This is a genomic window from Agarivorans sp. DSG3-1, assembly GCF_046774965.1.
In the GTDB taxonomy this organism is placed as follows: Bacteria; Pseudomonadota; Gammaproteobacteria; order Enterobacterales; family Celerinatantimonadaceae; genus Agarivorans.
In genome coordinates this window covers 2,758,469-2,777,627 of sequence record NZ_CP177241.1, presented here as the reverse complement: position 1 = coordinate 2,777,627, position 19,159 = coordinate 2,758,469, and the positions used below count along the sequence as shown (strand labels likewise).

At 44.2% G+C, this 19,159-nt stretch carries 18 protein-coding genes; 9 read left to right on the top strand and 9 right to left on the bottom strand.

What is annotated here, in order from left to right; genetic code table 11:
- Window positions 1-110: 110 nt before the first annotated feature.
- The 3 genes from ACLD71_RS13005 to ACLD71_RS12995 form a co-directional block, all read right to left on the bottom strand.
- Window positions 111-1,283: a glycerophosphodiester phosphodiesterase family protein gene (locus tag ACLD71_RS13005; protein WP_411990956.1), complete on the bottom strand. Its 1,173-nt coding sequence runs from the start codon at window positions 1,281-1,283 to the stop codon at window positions 111-113.
- Between the two features lie 177 nt (window positions 1,284-1,460).
- The gene (locus ACLD71_RS13000) at window positions 1,461-2,102 is read right to left on the bottom strand and encodes a tetratricopeptide repeat protein (RefSeq protein ID WP_411990955.1); all 642 of its coding nucleotides are present in this window, start codon (window positions 2,100-2,102) and stop codon (window positions 1,461-1,463) included.
- 215 nt (window positions 2,103-2,317) lie between these two features.
- Window positions 2,318-3,313, bottom strand: a complete 996-nt coding sequence (locus ACLD71_RS12995; RefSeq protein ID WP_161985118.1) for an AraC family transcriptional regulator — start codon at window positions 3,311-3,313, stop codon at window positions 2,318-2,320.
- Between the two features lie 163 nt (window positions 3,314-3,476).
- On the opposite strand from ACLD71_RS12995, the gene ACLD71_RS12990 reads away from it, so the two are divergent.
- Together ACLD71_RS12990 and ACLD71_RS12985 are read left to right on the top strand one after the other, a co-directional pair.
- Window positions 3,477-4,040, top strand: a complete 564-nt coding sequence (locus tag ACLD71_RS12990) for a YSC84-related protein (RefSeq protein ID WP_137672719.1) — start codon at window positions 3,477-3,479, stop codon at window positions 4,038-4,040.
- A 94-nt stretch (window positions 4,041-4,134) separates the two neighbouring features.
- Complete coding sequence (locus tag ACLD71_RS12985) at window positions 4,135-5,208, top strand: DUF1254 domain-containing protein (protein WP_411990954.1); 1,074 nt, start codon at window positions 4,135-4,137, stop codon at window positions 5,206-5,208.
- A gap of 77 nt (window positions 5,209-5,285) precedes the next feature.
- On the opposite strand, the gene ACLD71_RS12980 is transcribed toward ACLD71_RS12985, so the two are convergent.
- Complete coding sequence (locus ACLD71_RS12980) at window positions 5,286-5,711, bottom strand: N-acetyltransferase (protein ID WP_411990953.1); 426 nt, start codon at window positions 5,709-5,711, stop codon at window positions 5,286-5,288.
- Window positions 5,712-5,906: 195 nt separating this feature from the next.
- Here ACLD71_RS12980 and ACLD71_RS12975 point away from each other — a divergent pair, with 195 nt between their 5' ends.
- A complete protein-coding gene (locus tag ACLD71_RS12975; protein ID WP_411990952.1) occupies window positions 5,907-6,410 on the top strand; it encodes a hypothetical protein in 504 nt (167 codons plus the stop codon).
- 19 nt (window positions 6,411-6,429) lie between these two features.
- Here ACLD71_RS12975 and ACLD71_RS12970 read toward each other — a convergent pair whose 3' ends face one another.
- The 3 genes from ACLD71_RS12970 to ACLD71_RS12960 all read right to left on the bottom strand — a co-directional run bounded on the left by ACLD71_RS12970 (window position 6,430) and on the right by ACLD71_RS12960 (window position 8,066).
- Complete coding sequence (locus ACLD71_RS12970; RefSeq protein ID WP_137672715.1) at window positions 6,430-6,666, bottom strand: hypothetical protein; 237 nt, start codon at window positions 6,664-6,666, stop codon at window positions 6,430-6,432.
- A 237-nt stretch (window positions 6,667-6,903) separates the two neighbouring features.
- Window positions 6,904-7,584, bottom strand: a complete 681-nt coding sequence (locus ACLD71_RS12965; RefSeq protein ID WP_137672714.1) for a helix-turn-helix transcriptional regulator — start codon at window positions 7,582-7,584, stop codon at window positions 6,904-6,906.
- Between the two features lie 98 nt (window positions 7,585-7,682).
- A complete protein-coding gene (locus ACLD71_RS12960) occupies window positions 7,683-8,066 on the bottom strand; it encodes a VOC family protein (RefSeq protein ID WP_137672713.1) in 384 nt (127 codons plus the stop codon).
- 251 nt (window positions 8,067-8,317) lie between these two features.
- Here ACLD71_RS12960 and ACLD71_RS12955 point away from each other — a divergent pair, with 251 nt between their 5' ends.
- The 5 genes from ACLD71_RS12955 to ACLD71_RS12935 all read left to right on the top strand — a co-directional run bounded on the left by ACLD71_RS12955 (window position 8,318) and on the right by ACLD71_RS12935 (window position 15,033).
- On the top strand, window positions 8,318-10,726 hold the full coding sequence (locus ACLD71_RS12955) for a M48 family metalloprotease (RefSeq protein ID WP_411990951.1): 2,409 nt from the start codon (window positions 8,318-8,320) through the stop codon (window positions 10,724-10,726).
- Window positions 10,727-10,867: 141 nt separating this feature from the next.
- Window positions 10,868-11,692, top strand: a complete 825-nt coding sequence (locus ACLD71_RS12950) for an AraC family transcriptional regulator (protein ID WP_411990950.1) — start codon at window positions 10,868-10,870, stop codon at window positions 11,690-11,692.
- Window positions 11,693-11,726: 34 nt separating this feature from the next.
- Window positions 11,727-12,449, top strand: a complete 723-nt coding sequence (locus ACLD71_RS12945) for an AzlC family ABC transporter permease (protein ID WP_411990949.1) — start codon at window positions 11,727-11,729, stop codon at window positions 12,447-12,449.
- Entirely contained in the window at window positions 12,446-12,748 is a 303-nt protein-coding gene (locus ACLD71_RS12940) for an AzlD domain-containing protein (protein WP_137672709.1), read from the top strand. The genes ACLD71_RS12945 and ACLD71_RS12940 overlap by 4 nt, the downstream gene beginning before the upstream one ends.
- A 278-nt stretch (window positions 12,749-13,026) precedes the next feature.
- A complete protein-coding gene (locus ACLD71_RS12935; RefSeq protein ID WP_411990948.1) occupies window positions 13,027-15,033 on the top strand; it encodes a BCCT family transporter in 2,007 nt (668 codons plus the stop codon).
- A gap of 64 nt (window positions 15,034-15,097) precedes the next feature.
- On the opposite strand, the gene ACLD71_RS12930 is transcribed toward ACLD71_RS12935, so the two are convergent.
- Window positions 15,098-15,478, bottom strand: a complete 381-nt coding sequence (locus ACLD71_RS12930) for an STAS/SEC14 domain-containing protein (RefSeq protein WP_137672707.1) — start codon at window positions 15,476-15,478, stop codon at window positions 15,098-15,100.
- 146 nt (window positions 15,479-15,624) lie between these two features.
- Between ACLD71_RS12930 and ACLD71_RS12925 the strand changes: the two genes are divergently transcribed.
- Window positions 15,625-16,014, top strand: a complete 390-nt coding sequence (locus tag ACLD71_RS12925; protein ID WP_411990947.1) for a ribosome recycling factor family protein — start codon at window positions 15,625-15,627, stop codon at window positions 16,012-16,014.
- 59 nt (window positions 16,015-16,073) lie between these two features.
- Here the strand turns inward: ACLD71_RS12925 and ACLD71_RS12920 are convergent, their stop codons facing one another.
- Complete coding sequence (locus tag ACLD71_RS12920) at window positions 16,074-19,079, bottom strand: carbohydrate-binding protein (protein WP_411990946.1); 3,006 nt, start codon at window positions 19,077-19,079, stop codon at window positions 16,074-16,076.
- Window positions 19,080-19,159: the final 80 nt, after the last annotated feature.

The window sequence follows — 19,159 nt, the reverse complement described above, 5'->3', positions numbered from 1 at the left end:
TACTTATTTGCGATGAATCAACTAGGAGAGAAAAAATAAAGAAACAGGTGTTAAGATCACAAAGTTGCTGCTAATCGGCTTTAGCAGCAACCTTAAAGTGAATAAAACGTCTATTTTACGCAGTTATCAAAAAAGGTAACGGTGGCTGGCCAATCGGAAAATACCCCCACTAACTCCAGCTCTTTCTTTAGTACATTAAGTACTTCAAGTTCTGGGTAGTCGGTGTAACGACGTTCAATGGTCCACGTAATTAAGTCTAAACCTTCGGCCTTAAGCTCTTTAGCGTAATCGGTCGCTACAACCACTCCGGCTTGCTGCTCAACCAAAGACGTGTAAATTGGCGCAACAATCTTGATACCTTTTGCGGCAATCTCAGCGGGGCTTGGTACACCATCGAGTAAGTAAATAAGGTAAACCGCTTGTTCACCAAATTCTGGGTTGTTAGCAATCCAAAACTCCACATCTTCAATAGAAAAAGACTGAACGTATACTTGGCTTGGCTCAATGCCTGCCTCAATGTATTCGTCGATCATTTTCTGAGCGAACTCTTGCTGAGTAATGCCAGCTGCTGCTAAGTCTTGTGCGCTAGGCGTTTTCAGTTCTGGGGTCATTTTCAGACCCAGCTCCTTAAAGAAGGCAATGCTCTCTTTGTGAGATAACAAGGTGCCAGTATCGGCATATAAATCGCTACGAAAACTCGGTGTGGCATCCATATATTCTTCAACAGTTGTCGCTTGTTTGTTGGCGGCATCCATTTTACCTTGTAAGGATTTATACTCTGCGAGGGTGAAATCTGAAGTACGACATTCCGCAGTGGCATCTACCCCATTTACCGCATCAGCAGGTGTAAATGGAATAGAACATTTAGCCGCTAGCTCAGGCACTGCCAATACATTGGTCGTCGTGTGTAAATCAGCATGCGAATGACGACAAACCAACTCAGCATCTTTGGTAAAGGCAACGTCACATTCTAATACGCCAGCGCCCATACGGGCTGCGGCAACATAGCTTTCACGCGTATGCTCAGGAAACATTAATGGCGCACCACGGTGACCGATTGAAAAGTCACTCACTGCGTAGCTGTTCATATTGTCTACACAAGCTTTTAGGGTGTCTTTTAACTCTCCCTCAGCAAGCTGATCCACCAAAAAGGCTGGGCGAGGACCAAGCTGTACCTTTGAAATAGCCCCCGACTTAGCAACTTGTACCGGATTGTCATCGTCATTACAGGCGCTAAGAAGAACAAGTGGGCAGAGAAGCATGCCTAAGTGAGTGAGTTTCATTGGCTAATATCCTTATTTTTAGTTTATTGAGTTGGTTTACTAGCCACCCAGTTAAGTGGGGATTGATTGCAAAATGATGAACAATTGATGTTGAATTTATGTCGCTGAATTTAGTAACAAAAGACTAAATAAAAAGGCCAGCTTATTAAGCTGGCCTTGGTAGTACCTTAAGGGCTTTTAGCGATAATCAGGAATCGAGCGATTCCAAGTGACTAAGCCTTTCGCATTTGCCTTACTTTGCCAATAGCTGGCTAATCGAGGGTTGACCTCGGTGCCTAAACCTACCCGGTAATAATAGGCCAAGGTGTTAGCAGCAGGTTTTGAACCTTGTTCCGCAGCTAAGCTAAATAGCTCAAAGGCCTTTTGATAGCTCTGCTTTACTCCACGCCCGTAATGATACATTCTGGCCAACGCCCACATGCCCTCGCTATTGCCGTTTTGCATGGCTTGCTCAAACATCTTTTGCGCTTTCCTAAACTCTCGCTCGCCATACACGCCATGGTAATAAAGCAAACCTAATTCGCGGCTAGCGCTAGGGTGCAAACTGTCGCTGGCAACTTTGTAATAGTCAGCGGCTTTTTCAAGATCAGCTGGTTGATAAACACCTCGAGCGATTACTTTACCAACCCAATAAGCAGATTCAGCTCGACCGTCATCGGCTAATTGCTTGTGCATTAAATAACAGCGTTGTTCTTGATTAGGTTTAGCACACCACTTTTTAAGTTGTTGGCTAGTCAGATCTGTTTCTGCAGTGGCGTTAAATACGGTGCCGACTAGCAATATGGAGCAAGCTACACACCAAATGATTAGTCTATTCATGATGTTTATCCTTCAGCAATAAAGTGCATGTGGGTTAAGGCGGAAACCGCGTTAACGCGATCTACCTCGCACTTTTAGTGCCAAATATAAAAACCATATATTTCAGTCATATGACAAAACTAAAATAATACAAAGATCCAAAATAGAGCGTTAATCACTAATTTAACGCACCAAAATAGCAATTATTATAAAGCACAGTATAAGAATAAGCTCATTCAAGCTACTCGAACTGACTTACGCCATTGCAGTGGCGTTTGCTTAAACCACTTCTTAAAACTGCGAATAAAAATAGCCGGTTCTTGATAACCCAATTGCAGAGAAATATCACTAATGGCCAATTCGCTATCAACCAACAAATCTACTGCCATGGTTTTTCTAGCATCTTCAAGTAACCTTGAGTAACGCGTCCCTTTTGACTTTAAACGCTTCTGTAACACTCTCACCTGCACGCCAAATAGTTGCGCAACCTGCTCTATACTGGTTCTGCCGTCGTAGATCAATGGGGGTAATATTTGATAGATGAGATCGTCAATATTTTCTATTTTACTCAAGGCTTCAGAGCTTTCTTTACCCAGCTCGTTGCCAGGAAACACTTGCGCTCCAGTAACATGTTCCCAGCGCTTATCAAACATCAAAGCATTTTTAGGCTGATTAGTTTTTACTGGGCAACTTAGTAAGGCAGAAAGCTCTTGCACGTGAGAGAAGGAATGATCTAGCCAAACCTCTCGTGGTGTCCATTCCTCACCGAATAAGGTTTTTAAGGTTCTAAATAAATTACATAGCTGAGCACGGTGCATCGAGTCACAGTTAAGCTTATCGGCAAAACGTAAACGAAATACTGTTCGTAAAGAATCTTTACTGCTTTCTAACGCTAAGTCAGTGCCACTAGATTGCGCATTAAGAAAGGCCTTTAACATATGGATCATCGCATCGAGATTGGGCATTTGCTGAACCGCTATGGCCAACACGCCTTGTTTGCGTAACGGCATGTTCAAACCACAAATCGCGCTCACCAAAGGGTTGTCGGCATACTGATCGACTACATTAAACAAACGAGCAACGTTAAGTTGGCTAATCAAACCACTATCGCGGCGTAATAACGTGGGCGAGATATCTGCAGCTGCGAGTAAGCGGTATTTATCAAAGCCTTGCTGTTCCAGCAGTTCGACTATTGATTGAAAGGCTGATACTTGAAATAGATATTCTTTCACTTTGCGCTCCATCCTTGAACTCAACCATTCAAGTATCTCGCTTATTCGTAAAAAGTCAATTTCATATCTTAAAGCGATTAAAATAGCTGCAAGTTGAAAGGCCGAGTTGTATTTCAGATTGTTCATTTAGCTGTCCATACACAGCATATATTTAGGATCAATAATGACTAGAACACTTAAAACTATTTTCGCCATTACCTTGCTTAACCTATGCGTAAGCATGCCAGCATTGAGTAAAAGTGCTGCTGAAGAACGCGCTGAGTCAGACCAAATGGTTCAAGAAAGTTTGGCCGACTTTAAAAAAGAAAATGGCGAATTGGCCGGCAAAATTAACGGCGCGGTGGGGTATGCGGTATTTAGTAATGCAGGCATCAACTTGTTTGTTATATCCGCTGGCGGCGGCCATGGGGTGGCTATAGATAACATCAGTGGTAAACGTACTTACATGAACATGGGCGAAGCGGGTGTAGGGTTTGGTGCAGGGGTTAAAGACTTTAGAGCGCTAATGGTATTTAAAACCCGAGAATCCTACGACAAGTTTGTAGAATCAGGGTGGTTATTTGGTGCACAAGCAGATGCTTCTGCTAAAGCGGGTGACAAAGGTGGCTCTGCAGAAAGCGAAGGCGCGGTAGGCGATGTAGAAATCTACCAAATGACCGAAGCAGGTTTATCGTTAGAAGCTACCGTTAAAGGCACTAAGTTCTGGAAAGATAAAGATTTAAACTGAAATAGCTAGGTAAGCTAGCTTTAGCCAACAACTAAAGCTAGTTTTGCTAATAAACATTTCTCACTCTCTATTTCCTATTTATCGGACACCTACCATGAAGCTATCAGCATTAAGCAAAACTCTGAGTGCGACCATTATCACTATTTCTACCACTGCCGCCTTCGCGCAACCGGTGAGCTCTTTAGACGGTTTCTTCTCTGAGCAAGGCGAACAAGTTACTCCGGCCAGTTACCCGACTAATGAAACCTCTCATCAAATGCTTAAAAACCAAGATTTGGTAGGCGTGAATACTTTTTTGCACAAGCGCCAACTCACCCCTACCGATAATCAGCCAGTAGTACGTATGAACCGCGATACCTACTATTCAATGGCAGTTGTTGATGTCTCTAAAGGTGCTAGCATCATCATTCCTAAGATGCCGGAAGGAAAATATGTATCGGTACAACCGGTCACTGAGGATCACCGGATTCAGCCAATGTATTACGGCGCTGGCACCTATGAGTTAAGCACTCACAGCGGTGACCACCTTTATCTGGTTGTGCGTTTAGACGCGACCTTAAGTGAAGAACAAGCGGCGAAGATTCAAGATCAAATGCAGCTTAAGGCCAACAGCGCTAAGGCTTTTAGTGCAGAACCAGTTAATCAACAGTCTTTCAAGAAAGTAGAAGATGAACTCAAAGCGCAAATGCTCGCTATTTCTGAGCGTGATGGTAAAAACGCCCTTACAGGCATGTTTACCGCACCAAACGATGATTCCAACAAACTGTATACCCAAGAGAAATACCAAGTAGGTGCAGCGGTTGGTTGGGGCGGCGCACAACAAGCAGACAACATTTATGAACTGTCGGGCAATTATCCTGCGGATACCTGCCATCAAGCCACCTTTAAAGACCCCAAAAACCACGCGTTTTGGTCTATTACGGTGTACAACAAAGCGGGTTTTATGTTTAACGACTCAGCCAACCTAAGTTCAAATAACGCTAAACCAAATAGCGATGGCACGTATACCATTAGCTTTGGTTGTGGCGAAGACGCCATTAACAACATTAAGACCGCCAACGACACCGGGGTGTTTAACCTGGGCGTGCGACATTATCAGCCTAGCGACATGATTAAAGTAGATGGTTATCGCATTGTGCCACGAGTAAAAAGTGATAATGAGGTCTAGCTAACAAGAACAAAACAATCATAAAAAAGCCGCTTAATAGCGGCTTTTTATTTACATTTAGTCGCATAATTTGGCGATTAAATACCCGTACTCATGGTGTACTCAAGCAAGCCTGTATGTTGATCTATCTGTTCACCTACTACACTAAAGCCCTGCGATAAATAAAACTGGTAACTCGCAACATTTTGCTTATAAACCGCCAAGGTTAAAATGCTGCGCTGTTGTTTAGCATGAGCAATAAGTTGCTTACCTATTCCCTGCCCTTGGCAAGTTGGATCCACAAATATTGCAGCAATATGTTTCTCACTCAAGGCGTAAAAGCCAAGCACCTTGCCCGCTTGCTCGTACACATAGATTTCGGCATTAGGTAAATAAAGGTCTCGCATATTGTCTAGTTGGTCTCGCCAAAAGCTGGCTTTTACAAAGTCATGTGCTTTTATTGAAGCGTCTAACCAAATATCCAATACCTGCTGAGTATCTTGATGTTGGAAAGGTCTAATCATTTTGTTGAGTCTTTGTGCGTTCTAATCAATAGATAATACCGCATTTCGGCACTTTTGGCGTTTTCATATCAATGATATTTTGATGAATGTTCTGTGAGCAAAAAAAGTCTTAAAACCTTAATGATGATAAGGCTTTGTGAGCGTATTTTGATGAGATAGAATAAGTACTTGTTACCTCTTAAGTGTTAAGCAGCAATGAAACTACTTGCAGATAAAACCGGTGAGCAATTCCTTACTATTCTCGAAGAAGATGGCGATAAGCTTGTTGTACAGTTTATTTCTAATGAGGGTCTAAAAAAAGGTCAGCCATTCAAAGACTCACTACGTAGCCTGTTGTTAGTGGGCTGGACACACCGAAGCACCTCCACCGCTATTGGTTTATATCGCTTTAAGCAAGGTTATCTAGAAGATGCTCATGTGAGCTTTGCACTGCATCAGCTTTACCCTCTTGGTCGAAAAGTAAAGCTACCTTCGGGAGAAATAGCCCAAATAGCAAGCTATGCCAATACCCATAGCGACGGCTATTACATGTATTTAAGAAACACCAGTGACCAACAATTAAGCCGTTTAAAAATAACTCCAGATTGGCAATTGCTGCCTTCTACAAAGTTACTTGCTTTGCCGTATTTCCCTAAGCCTAAAACTCAACAAGAGCTTGATGTTATTAGCGATTACGACAAATGGGCTTGTGGATTTTAAGGCTGCTATTTAGCCTTAATTATTGAAATTCTTCACCATGGTTTTCTAAAGTACGTAGTTGACATTTTTCACATTCAACATAACGGTCAACAAGGTCTAAGGACGCGCCCACTGTGCTAGCAGTGCCGCCAAAAAAGCCTTCTAAAAAGGCTTTAAATTGCTCCATTTTACTGTTGCCATATTTAGAAGGTTTTTGTTTAACGATTTCTTTGTGTTCGGTTACTTTCTCACACTGTTGGCAAAATTGTCTGGTCACGCTTCAACTCCATGTTAACTGCTGATAAAACCTTAAGCTCTTAAATACACGGAAAAATTTCTTCATATCATCACCGACTAACAGATTGTGTTAGCAAGCTTTAAAGAGAAATATTCTGTATTTACTCCAAAGCATTATCTAGAAAACATCAGCAAACTCAAATTTAATTGATAAAAACATCACAAGAGAAGATGACACAGATTAAAGAAACGACCAATAGAGTATTTAAACCCGCACTTAGTGCCCTTCATTCTCCATTTTCTCTACAAAATCATCGAGTTCCTTTCCTGGGGAATGACTAAATACACGTTCTAGATGGGTGAGTTCGGTGATTCTATCAATGCGGAAATTGCGAAAAGCGTCGCGTAATTCACACCATGCTAATAGCGTCCAAGTACCGCGCCAAAAATAGATAGCTAAGGGGCGTATGATGCGTTTGCTATCATCGGCCTTGGCATCTTTATAGCTAATCTCTAAGTATTCACGTTGCTGAGCAGCAATACGCAGGGGATCGAGGTATTTAAATTCATCTCTATCAATATAGAAATCGGGGGCAAACATGAGTGATTGGTAAGCCTGTAAGCGCTGTGGTAACACCGCTTCCACTTTTATCATGGCCTGCTTGGCCGCCGAGGAAAGTTCTTTACCCGCCCAGGTTTGCACCATTCGCATGCCAATTTGAATGGCTTCTAGCTCGTGTTCGTTAAACATGAGCGGTGGCACATTCACCTCTTGGCGTAATAAATAACCTACACCCGCTTCGCCTTCAATAGGAATGCCACTTAAGCAGAGGTCTTGTATATCTCGGTAGATGGTTCGAGTGGAAACTTCAAGGCGCTCGGCTAAATCTTGGGCGGTGGTTAAACGCCGCATTCGAAGGATTTGTACTATTTGAAATAGCCTGTCTGCCCGTCTCATAGTTTTTCCATTTTGCTTGAAGAGCAAACACTAGCCCAGACCTGCAGGCTGAGCTAGCTAAATTTGCTGCGCATCATTCAATCTTTACTAATTTGAGTCTATTCAACCTTTGACCATAAACCTACTTTGTTACCTTCGCTGTCTACAAACAAAGCAATGTAACCATGCTCACCTTCATTAATCGCAGTAAGAGGTAGCAAGATTTGCACACCAGCGTCAGTAATTTTGTTTACTAGCGGGCTAAGTTTTTCACTTAAGTGCAAGTACAAAGTACTGCCATCTAAACTTGGCTTCATCATTTCATGTTTGCATAGGCCAATGCTGGCGGCTTCTGGATCTTCGGTCTCTAGAATGGCCATCTCCATATCGCCCATATTCTCACGGCGAAAGGTTAAGTCGAAGTGCTCAGCGTAAAAGGCTAAGGCGCGGTCCATATCGGCGACGGCGATCTCGCCCCATACTAACGGTGCTACTGCTAACATAATTAACTCCTTGCTGTTACCTACTTAGCCCCCATGGCCAGCAGGTGTTAACACTATAAACACCCCCTACTGACAGCTTACTGTCAGTAGGGTTGCAGCAGTCTGATTTTATTTCCCTTACCCAAATCTTGTTCTAGCGCTAAGAGTTGGCAACTAGTGGGTAATGCATAGTGCCAAGCTATTGAATATAAGCGGCTTATTTGCAAAAATCCTGGCGACAGATTTATCACTATTAACACAAGGAAATGTGAGTGGCTAAGTATGAGCTAGTAAGTTTAGGCGCGCAAAATGGCAATAATCGTGATAATTACGTGGTGGCTAAGCTATGTAAGGCCTTAGACATTACACCAGCAGCAGCGCAAAAATACCTGCTAGAAGGCAATGTGCTTAAAGAGAACCTGTCTTTAAGTTTGGCCAAAAGCTTAGCCGAAGTTTTTAGCGAGCATGGCTTACAGGTAGAGCTTAGAGAAATGGCCATCAGTGATGCGGAGTTAGCTAAAGCCAAAAGCCATACCGAGACGACTAAGCAAAATACCACTCCCAAACTAAAAGCCGATTTTATAAAACTATTAAGCGGCGAATTCCCGCGCTCTAGCGTAAGCCGTGAATACCGTATTGGTATGGTTTGCACCCTACTCATCAGTATGATTGCGCCGGTTATTTACTTAGCCATGTTGCTGGGCTTAATTAGCTTCTCAGTGTTTTACTTCTCTGTACTGGTCAACAACATTGGTGATTTTTCTAATGGCATTGCGATTCAAGCTTTACTGGTGGTGCCCTACTTTATCGTTGCCGTACTGATCTTATTTTTACTTAAACCTTTGTTTGCCACTTACCAACAACCCAAGCGTTACCGCCTTCAAGCAAAAAGAGCCCCCGCCCTTTTTAACTTGGTATATGTAATGTGTGACAAACTTTCAGTGCCTCGCCCTAGCGAGATTTGCTTAGACACCAAGGTAAATGCTTCGGCTGGCGGATTAGACGGGCTAATGAGCTTACGTAATGGCGAACTGCGCTTAACCATTGGTTTACCTTTATTGACCGGTATGAATATGCGCCAGCTTAGTGGTATTTTAGCTCACGAATTTGGCCATTTTGCTCAGGCGCAAGCAATGCAAACGCGCTACATTGTGCAAACCACTAACAACTGGTTTTACAGCCGCGCATACCACGCTGATGAGTGGGATTTACGCCTAGAAAAATGGGCTGCGCAAGAGCACATGCCCTTGGTTATGCATATAGGGATTATCGCCGCTAAGTTCTCGATTCGCCTTACTCGCTTTATATTTAGTGGCCTCTTTAAACTAAACTTTCGCTTAACCCAGTATATGTCTCGCGCCATGGAGTTTGACGCCGACAGCTACGAGAGCCGCTTTGTTGGCAGCGATCAATTTGAGAACACCGCCATTGAGTTACGCAAACTCGCGCTAGCCGCCCAAAAAGTATCTGATACCAATAAATTAGCGTGGAATGACAACAAGCTACTCGCCAATATACCGTTGGCGATTGCCAATTTAGCGGCACAAACCAGCAAAACGCAGTTGAGTAAAATTGAGCAACAAATTCAACGTGGCGAAAGCTCTCCTTGGGATAGCCACCCTGCGGATATAGACCGCATAACATTTGTTACAGAGCGTAACGACAAAGGGATATTTAAGAGCGAATTACCGGCATCGCTGTTAATTACTGATATAGAAACCTTATGTGAATCGGTTAGTGCTTTTTCCTACACCAGCCAGGGCATAAAACAACCCAGTAATTACATGGTAAGTAATGATACGCTAATTGAAAATGAGCAACAAAAACAGCAAAGCGGCGAATACCTAAAACTGTTTTTTGGCGATATGTATAGCGGACGCTTTTTCAATCTTTCTACCCTGGTAGAAAGTAAACCTCAGGGTTTAGCCGATTGTATCGAGCAAATAAATACTCGCTATGCCCACGTTGCGACTCAAGAACAAGACTACTTTAAACAGCTAGACACCTTGCGAGTAAGTTCACTGCTCAAGATTTACTACGAAGCTAATCTACCCGTAGAGCCTAAAGACTTTGATTTACCGGCCAATAACCGGGTAGATGTCGCGAACCTTATCACCGAATCAAAAGCCGCAATAAAGCAACACCAAAATGAGTTTAAGCACTTTGATAAGCTGCTTTATCATCGCATCTTTTTAAGCCGCGCTTTAATGTCTGCGCAGCAAAGTGCCAGATTAGATAGCCTGCTCAGCGCGTTGCAAGGCATGGCCAAGTTAGATCCGATTATTAATAACCTCGAGTGTTTTCACTTTATACTCGACACCCTAGTTAATTTGGACGACCAGTGGCAGGACAAGATTCATTCGCGCTTATTAGGCCAGGCTAACTTATGTGCCTTGGAATCAAACCGTTTAGCTATTGAAGCCAAAAATGTCAGTTTGCCGGACCCTAAATACCCCAACCTTGCAGAGTTTATTGAGGGTTGGAGTGGTGGCGTGCTTGAGTTTTCTCCAACAACGCCTCCATCGCAATATATGTATATTTGTGAGCAAAGCTATAAAGCCGCTAGGTACAAACATTATTGGCTATGTGCCGAACTCAGTCAGCTATGCATGGAAGTACTACCTACGCATGAGCACTCTCCCTTTAAGCCATCAAAAGAGGCACAGCTTGAATGTGTGTAGTATCTGGATAGGGAAAACAATCGCTGTGGATGGATAAACGCCCCAGCGAATTTAAACTGAAAACGAACAATTTTGTACAAAACCTTCAGCTTGATCTACGTTATGATGAACGTTCAATCAGGCCAGCAAGGAGGTAAGCCAATGGCAGCAGAACAAGCACGTTATCAGCTTGCCGAAGAGCTGGGTGGCATAGAAATTCTTAATGCCCGCTACGAGAAACAAAACTTTTCTCGCCATAGCCACGAAGGCTACACCATAGGTGTGATTCAATCTGGTGCTCAGCAATTCTACCGTACTGGCGGCAACCATATTGCGCCGCAAGATAGCATTATTTTGGTGAATGCCGATGAAGTTCATACCGGTTGCTCTGCTTCTGAAGGCGGATGGTCCTATCAAGCTATGTATCCTACGCCCGAACAGTTTGAACAACTCAGCCAAGAGTTAGGTATTAAGCCTCAAGGTGCGCCTTATTTCTCACAAGCCGTGGTAGAAGATGCGCTGGTGGCTAATTCGTTACGCAATACCATTGCTACTCTTGAACACTCCAGCAATCGCTTATTACGCGAGAGCACGGTCTATTCTAGCTTGAGCTTATTGTTGTCTAGGCACAGTAAAACTCGCCCGCTATCGGTGCTAAAGAAGGTGGCTGACAGCAAGCTAAGCGTAGTGAAGCAGTTTTTAGATGAACAACCCGAAGCAGACGTATCCTTAAGTGAACTGGCAAACCTGGTTAACTTAAGCCCTTGTTATTTAGTTAAACAGTTCTTAAAACAATATGGCATTCCGCCCCATGCCTACCAAATTCAGGCTAGGCTACGTTTAGCTAAGTCCTTTTTACGCCAAGGTAACAAACAACTCGATGTAGCACTAGATTGCGGTTTTCATGACCAAAGCCACTTTAGCCGCCACTTTAAACGCGCATTAGGCATTACGCCTGGTCGTTACGCTAAAGAATTTCAGGCTTAGGCCTTTCCAATCAGCCGCTTTTTCAAGGAACAATGTGAATAGTACAGAAACCATTCTTCATCTCAATTGGCCAAGCAAGTGTAAAGCTTTTGCCAAAGGCGCATTAGCCGTTTTACCCTTAACCATAGCGGTCATTCCCTGGGGTATTTTGGCAGGCTCTTATGCGGTAGAAGCAGGCTTAAGCCCGCTGCAAAGCCAAGCAATGTCGGCCATTTTATTTGCGGGCTCTGCCCAACTGGTCGCTACCGGTATGTTTAAGCTGGGTGCTGGATTAATGAGTATGTTGCTCACCACGATGCTTATCACTTCCCGGCATTTTTTGTACAGCATGGCCATGCGCCCTCAAATTAGTCCACTTCCCTTAAAATGGCGTTTGTTATTGGGGTATTTACTTACCGATGAACTGTTTGCCATTACCAATAAAAACAAAGGACAACGCTTTGATCCGTGGTATGCACTGGGGGGCGGTTTAAGCTTTTATTTGGGGTGGAACATAGCTTCGGCGGTGGGCATTATTGCTGGCGCTAACATTGAAGGCCTAGATAGCTGGGGCTTAGATTTTGCCATTGCCGCTACCTTTATTGCCATTGTGGTGCCTAACATCAAGCAGCCATCTGGCTTATTGTGTGTATTAATTGCCTTGGTGAGTTCAGTCGTCTGCGAGTTATTGGCGATTCCGGGTGGTTTGCTCATCTCGGCGATCTTAGCCATGGGTTTGGCCACCATGTATGCAAAATGGCGAGGAGAAGAACAATGATTTGGTTAAGTATTTTTGCCATGGCCGCCATTGTATTTGCTAGTCGTTATTTGTTCCTAGAGCCCAAAATACCGCTGCGCTTAAGCAAAACGGCGCTGCAATTCTTAAGTTATTCTGCGCCAGCGGTGCTTACCTCTATATTTGCTCCTATTGTATTTATTCGTGAAGAAGAGCTAAGTATTGGCCTAGATAACCCTTACCTACTGTGCGCGATACTCGCAACTATTTTAGCGGTAAGCACCCGCAATGCTTTAATCACCACAGTAATCAGTATGGCAGTGTTTTTTGTTATAAACTAAAAATAAAATAGCTATATATATTGTGAAAGTTAAATTACCGCTCAGAAACCAGCCGATTAATTCTATAATCTGCTATAATCCTCTCCCACCAATGCACATGTAAGTGATGTGTTAGCGCATATAGGCGCTAATATCACGTGCTTTATTTGGCTGTTTACTCCGCGTGGTTCAATCCTGCGCAAAGCTTACACATTCATAGATAACCTCGAGTTTGAACGAATGGTACAGCAGTCACCGCTATTCAATATTCTGAATACGCGATCCAATGTAGAGTTTTTATGAACACCTCTAAACAAATCAACCCACCCGTTTTTTACTCATCGTTAATTATTGCTTTAACGATTGCTCTATTTGCTACGATCTTCCCTGATATCTCTGGCGCTAGCTTTAATCACATTCAAACCTGGCTAAGTACAAACGTAAGTTGGCTTTACGTATTGTCAGTCGCTATTTTCTTAATGTTTGTTGTATTTGTTATGGTAAGTCGGCTCGGCGATATTAAATTAGGCCCCGACCATTCTGAACCTGACTACAGCAATGTATCTTGGTTTTCTATGTTGTTTTCCGCAGGAATGGGCATTGGTTTAATGTTCTTTGGTGTGGCCGAACCTGTGATGCACTACATGTCTCCGCCAGTAGGCGACGCCATAAGTATTGCAGCGGCGCAAGACGCCATGCGTATAACCTTCTTCCATTGGGGTTTGCATGCTTGGGGCATTTACGCAGTAGTTGCTTTAGCACTGGCCTATTTTAGCTACCGCCATAAACTACCTTTACTGCCTCGCTCTGCCTTGTACCCACTCATTGGCGATAAAATTCACGGTCCTATTGGCCATGCTACCGATACTTTTGCGGTCGTAGGCACCCTATTTGGCGTAGCCACTTCATTAGGTTTTGGCGTTCAGCAGCTCAACGCTGGCCTACATTATCTATTTGGTTTACCGCAAACCGAATGGATACAATTGGTACTTGTCGTCGTGGTTATCGCCTTAGCCACTGTGTCGGTAGTGCTAGGTTTAGACGGCGGCATTAAGCGACTATCTAACCTCAACATTATTCTGGCAGTCGCCCTGCTGGTTGCGGTATTAATCTTTGGCCCTACCGAGTTGTTATTGCAATCTTACGTGCAAAATACCGGCACCTATATGAGCGAGTTGGTGAACAGTACTTTCAACTTATACGCCTACGACCGTAAAGAAGATTGGATTGGCGGCTGGACCTTATTGTACTGGGGCTGGTGGGTATCTTGGTCTCCGTTTGTGGGAACCTTTATTGCGCGGGTTTCTCGCGGCCGCACCATTCGTGAATTTATAGTGGGCGTGCTATTTATTCCTACTGGTTTCACCTTTTTATGGATGACCGTATTTGGTAATACCGCCATTCATATGATTGCTGGAGACGCTGCTAGCTCATTAGCTTTAGCTGTGAACAATGATGTAGCCACTGCCATTTTTGTGTTCTTTGAACAGCTACCACTATCATCGTTATTATCGGCCATTGCGGTACTGCTTATTACCACCTTCTTTATTACCTCTGCAGATTCAGGTGCCTTGGTGATTGATACTATTACCGCTGGCGGTGAAACCAATACACCAGTATGGCAACGCATTTTCTGGACCTCAGTAATTGGTTTTATTGCCGCTGCATTGCTATTTGCTGGTGGGTTGTCGGCACTACAAACCTTAACCATTGCCTCGGCATTCCCGTTTATGTTTGTTTTATTGTGTTTCTGTTATGGCTTATTTAAAGCACTTAAACACGACTACATGCTGCAAAATAGTGTGCAAACCCACAATACTTCAGTGCAATTTTCAAAAGCCAATATTTCTTGGAAAGAACGCCTAGATTCGCTGTTGGTTCACCCGCTTAAGCCAGAAGCCGAAAACTTTGTAAGTGACGTAGTGCACCCAGCACTTACCCAATTGGTAGAGCAATTTACCGAGAACGGGCTCAACGCTAAATTGATTGAAGACAGCGACAAGATTCGCTTAACGATTTACAAAGAAGAAGCGGAGAACTTTGCTTACGGGGTGCGTTTACGTCACTTTATGCTGCCAAGCTACGCCGATGAAAAGCACAACGATTACTACCGAGCCGAAGTGTTTTTACTGCAAGGCGGTCAGCAATATGACGTATTTGGCTATACCGAAGACCAAATTATTGCAGACGTTATTAGCCAGTATGAACGCCATTTGCACTTTTTATACTTGGCCAGCTCTGAGATTTTAGAGAAAGAAGAGAGCCCAATGCAACAAGCTCAGTATGAGGCACAAAGCGCGAGCTAACATATGAAAATATTAAAAGCCGGATCTTTTGATCTGGCTTTTTTATTTGGCTCTAGGGGGAAGCCTAGTCTTCTAGCCATGCCAAGGCGGCCTGCTCGTCTTTAAATACTCGCACCTCACCAGCAATAAACCATTTACCTACTTTTGAGGCCCACTCAAGCCACTGCTGATGGCCTAATATGGCCATTTTTTCAAAGCTATGGCCATGTTTCAATCCCAGCTTTAAATCATCCCAGGCAGCGCGCATTTCCCAGCCTTCAAGCTCACTGGCATCAAAAAAACCGCGAATTTGAGGGTGTTTAACCTCGGCTAAAGCTGATTCAATAATCGGCGTGATAGTTTGATAATCTTGATGAGTAAGGGTGCCACAAGCTTTAAATGAGACCAACAAGCGCGTTTCTAGCCGCTCAATGCCCACTGTTATACCGTGTCTGCGAATAGTCATAAGTGCTTCCTTGTTAAGCTAAACTCGCACTACCAGTATGGTAAAGATTGGCGCACACTCAAGCCGAATTGCTCGGCATTAACAACAAGCAATAAAACCCGCGTTTAGGTTTGATGTTTAGCCGATTTAAATGCAAGATCCTTCAGATGAAAGATGAACCTCTACACATTCCACTGCCCTCGTTAATTCGTAGAATTGGCGGTAACAATGCCAAACTAGCCAAACAACTGGCAGACGCAAATAGCTGTGCAATAAAGCGTATTCGCCGCTCACGTAATTGGCAGCTAATAGGCTCGGAACAAGCCGCTATAAAACTCTTAAAAAGCTTAAGAGACTTGCAAGATGAAGGCATGCGCTACTTAGTGACTAAGCTAGATGAACAGCTCAAGGCTTTTCAAGAACAGCAAGAGCCTAAACACGATAGGTTACTGCGTTTAGTGAGTGAGAAACCTAATATTACTTTAAGCGAACTCATCGAATTAACAGATTGTACGCTGGCAGAAGCAAGGCTAGCGCGATTTGAATCGGAGCTATAACTTAGCGACAAAAAAAGCCATGACCAATTGTCATGGCTTTAGTTGTGAATCAATCAACCCTAGCTTTTAGTTAGCGAAAATTTATCCGCATTCCATTGCCAGTCACCCGCTTCACCGATACTCATAATACGAATCGTATGCTGGCCTTCGCTCAGCGTCACGCTGTCGCTGATCAGATTAGCCACAAATTCATCCCAAGAGCCGTTATTGCTAATGACAGCCGTTGCTACTGATTGCCCATCGACTAAAACCTCAATGCCCGCATTAGGCATTGTTGTGCCAGCATCAATGCTTAAACGATAAACCCCAGCCTCATTAACGCTAATCACGTAGTCGGCATAATCACCGGTTTGATTGAAGTTAATCGCTGAACCACCATTAACGTTGTAGGTTTTGAAGCCATCATAAGCGCCTCCTGTTGCGCTAAAGCTTTCAGCTTCTATCTCTATGACTTGTTCATCGGGGGTTGGGTCGGTGCCGGGCTCAGTGCCACCACTATCACTAATGGGTGTAAACACTAGGTTGTCGGCGTTCCATTGCCACGCATTGGGTTCACCGACACTAATTAAGCGAATACTTTGTTCACCACTAGCGTCAATCAATAGATTGTCTGCGATGACAAAGTCTTGAAAAGCATCCCAACCACCAGTGGCATTAATGCTAGTCACGCCCGCAGATTGACCATTAACAAACAGCTCTACACCAGCATTAGCCACGGTTGTACCCGCTCGCAATGTCACTGTATAACTAGCCGCAGCCAACTCCACTGTATAGTCTGCGTAGTCGCCAGTTTGGTTAAAGTTGATACCTTGGCCGCCAGCAATGTCATACACCTCAAATCCACCATTATCGCCTCCGGTTGCGACAAAGCTTTGAGCTTGCAGTGTCACTGCAACGGGATCTGTACCACCGTCACCTGGGTCTGTACCACCGTCACCTGGGTCTGTACCACCGTCACCTGGATCTGTGCCGCCGTCTCCTGGATCTGTACCACCATCACCTGGGTCTGTGCCGCCATCACCTGGATCTGTACCACCGTCACCTGGATCTGTGCCACCGTCACCTGGATCTGTACCACCGTCACCTGGATCTGTGCCGCCATCGCCTGGGTCTGTGCCGCCATCGCCTGGGTCAACATCCCCCTCTAATACTTGAGTAAAGTGCGCGCGGGCACCATTCCACTGCCAGCCAGAACTACCTGAACTCATCACTCGAACAGTATGAGTACCGGGTTCTACCTCAAACGAGCCTGCCAGATCAGTGCGTTTATTCACGTTCCAATTCCCTGAGGAAGCAATGTCACCGCTAAGAACTTCAACACCATCAATGAATATCGTTACACCAATGCCGTTAGCAATGTCGGTGCCAGCAGAGACGCCTGCCATGTAAGTGCCACCACTGCCAAAATCAACGTCAAAGAAGTCTCCATAGTCGCCACGGGTATTAAAGGTAATTACGCCGTTGCCTACGCCCCAGCCAAACACGTTGTCGTTCTCAACCTCTTCCCCGTCTTTACCGGTTGCACCGTAGTTAACCAACTCCAAATCAAAACGCTTACCAATTTGCAAAATGTCTGCACTAACACTAATGCTCTTGCTTGGAAGGTCGGCATGGGAACCAGTGAAGGTGACACTACCAGCTGTTTTCGTTGTGACCATGCCAGAGCGATTAATATCAGCAATACTTGGGTCGCTAGACACCCAGTTCATTTGCTTATCGGTAACATTGCTTGGAGTGAATTGTGGAACTAAAACATAAGGAATATCACTTTGAATCTCGATATGGCTCTGCTTAGCCGCTATATCTTGCAAGGTGATCACTTCAGGCGAACCACTGACAGGGTTGCCCCATTTTTCACGATACGCTTCGCTACCGCCGTATTCTGCGGCTACACGGTTCTCACCGGGTTTTCCGTTTAAGCCGTCACCACTTTTAATGGTGGGATCCATAAAGTAACGACCACGCCAATTTTGCTCAGTTTGTTCGTTTGTCCACACTCTCACGTATTCAATCTGGTGAGCAAAATCTAGCTCATTGGCACTTGGCATACCAAACCAATCAGGCATGGTTTCGGTATCCAACAACAAGTACAGCGGTGTATGGTAGTAACGGTTTTTCATTGAGCGAATAGGCTTGCCGTCGAAGTACCAGATGATTTCCTCAGGTCCCCAGTAAAAACCGTAGACATGGAAATCATCAGCAAAATCGATGTCGGCTTTCCAGTGGCCACCGTTTTGATACGCCGTGTATTCATTGCCTTCTTCATTCACGTAAGACATTTCTTCGCCTTGGTGAATAAAGACCCACGAGTTCATATTGTAATAAGGTGCCCATTCTGAGCGTCGACCTGACTGCTCATAAACATCTAACTCCAATTTACTCTTAACGTGTCCCGGCTCATTAAACTGTGATAAAAACTCCTTATCTTCTAAGGTTTCGGCATACAACCAGAAGCCACTAGAACCAATGCCCACTTTAGATTTAACTTCAAAATAACCATAACGAATAGGGTTTACGTTTTGCACACTGGCCGACGTCCAACCGTAATACCACTCATTCCAAAAACCGTGTGGCGTATAGGCTTCGTCGCTGCTAATGCTGAGGTGTAGTTTGCCGCCTTCTTGCTTAACATTTTTAGGCGCAAATACTGCTGGCGCTCTTCCACCCCAAATATGATTATTAGGTAACCATTTACCGGCTTCTTTGCCGATAAGGTTGTACTCATTAAACTGAGGGCTATCAAATTCATCACTAAGTTTTTCTACCATTGTCCAACCACCTTGGTTGGCTAAATCTGATAGCGGATAGTTTTGATGTTCAGGGCTAGTACGCTTAACTGCATCGGCAGGATCCCAAGGAGATAAGCCATTTCCGGGCACTTGTTCAGGCTCTTCATAAGCTTCTTCTGTCAATTGGCCGTCAGCATCGTAGTAGCTATCGGGGTATTGATGAAATGAGCCTTCCCAGGGGGTATAGATTGCGTTCACTGGTGTACTGCTAAATACCAGTGCCACAGCACTAGATACTGCGAGAGCAATTGGCGTCTTGGGCCATTTGGTAAACATGATCTTCGTCCTTAAATATCACCGCTGTATTGCGGCATAAATGATTAGTGCAAACTTACGCAGCACCGATTAGCTCACCA